Origin of the sequence: Campylobacter sp. MIT 97-5078 (assembly GCF_006864455.1) — a bacterium.
GTDB lineage: Bacteria > Campylobacterota > Campylobacteria > Campylobacterales > Campylobacteraceae > Campylobacter_D.
The window spans coordinates 1-1,195 of record NZ_QHLK01000041.1; the positions used below are offsets into that span (position 1 = coordinate 1).

Sequence of the window (1,195 nt, forward strand, 5' to 3'; positions counted from 1 at the left end):
AAAGAAAATTCTTAGCCTTGTAGCATTAGGTTCTTTGTTTGTAAGTTCAGCTTTAGCAGATGATTTTTTAGCTAAAGTTACTCAAGGTGCCTTAAGTGACAACTCTAAAGGTGTTAAAGTTCTTAGCCTTGATGAGATGAAAGAGGTTAAGGGTGGGTATTTGGTTACATTTTCAAGCAATGGTGTTGATGAAGTTTGTGCTATAGCTAGAGTAACTATGAATGGAGATGCCGCTGGATATAATTTTGGAAATTTAAAAGGTGATGAAATCATTTATGATTCTAATGGAAATTTTGATAGTTCTAAAAGTGGTGTTTGTGGCATTAATGTTACTTCTTGTTTTTTATTTAATGACACTAAAAAACCTTATTGGCAAAATCAAAAAAGACTTCAAGATATAATACAAGCTGGTGGAGATCCAGTTTTATATTCTATAGGATATACGGTAAAAAGAAATATAGGTGTATCGAGTCTTGGAAAGAAATTTGTCTATTTTACATATGGGGTGGGTATATATGATAATACAAAGAAAACATTTTATAAAACAAATTCTATCAACCTATCAAACAATATTGTTATTAAAGAATTGAGAGACAACTATAAAGAAAGTATGGAATATGCTCTTGGCGGTTGGTATGCTAAATGATTATTTTCACTTGATAGCAATTATTCTTTAATTTTTGTCGATTTAGTCAATAATTTGATTTTTCTAAAATAAAGGGCAAAAAAATGATAAATTCCATTAGTTCAAATCTATACTCAAGTCTAAATATACCAAGCACAAGCAAACATTCGCCAGATATTGTTATAACAAATCCAAAAAATCCTAATGATAAAATAACTTATAAAGGTGTAATAATAGATAGCATAAATAAAAGTTTTCAAATTTATAAAGAGTATTATGAGAATTTAAAAAAAGATATACCTGTGTTTAAAGGCTCGATACAGGATCAAATTTCAAAAGGTCAAATGAGCCAAGCAGAAATTAATACCCTTGATAAATGGAAAAATGAGAATCTAGCTTCTATGCAATGGATTAACGATGATTTTGAAAAAGAATATATAAAGATTTATCATACAAGTATGAGTATAGATGAATTTAAAGAAAAATGGCTTGAGCTTCAAGCTAAGCAAACTCAATATACTGAGGATTTTAGAAAACAAAACGAAGAAAATATAAAAAAAGAAATGGCAA

1 protein-coding gene and 1 pseudogene are annotated in these 1,195 nt (G+C 28.5%); both read left to right on the top strand.

Annotation, left to right across the window (positions count from 1 at the left end; genetic code table 11):
* Window positions 1–646 (top strand): hypothetical protein (locus DMB91_RS08720; protein ID WP_143116920.1); only part of this gene is annotated, 646 nt, incomplete at its 5' end.
* 83 nt (window positions 647–729) lie between these two features.
* Window positions 730–1,195 (top strand): annotated as a pseudogene (locus DMB91_RS08725) (hypothetical protein); the annotation flags it as partial.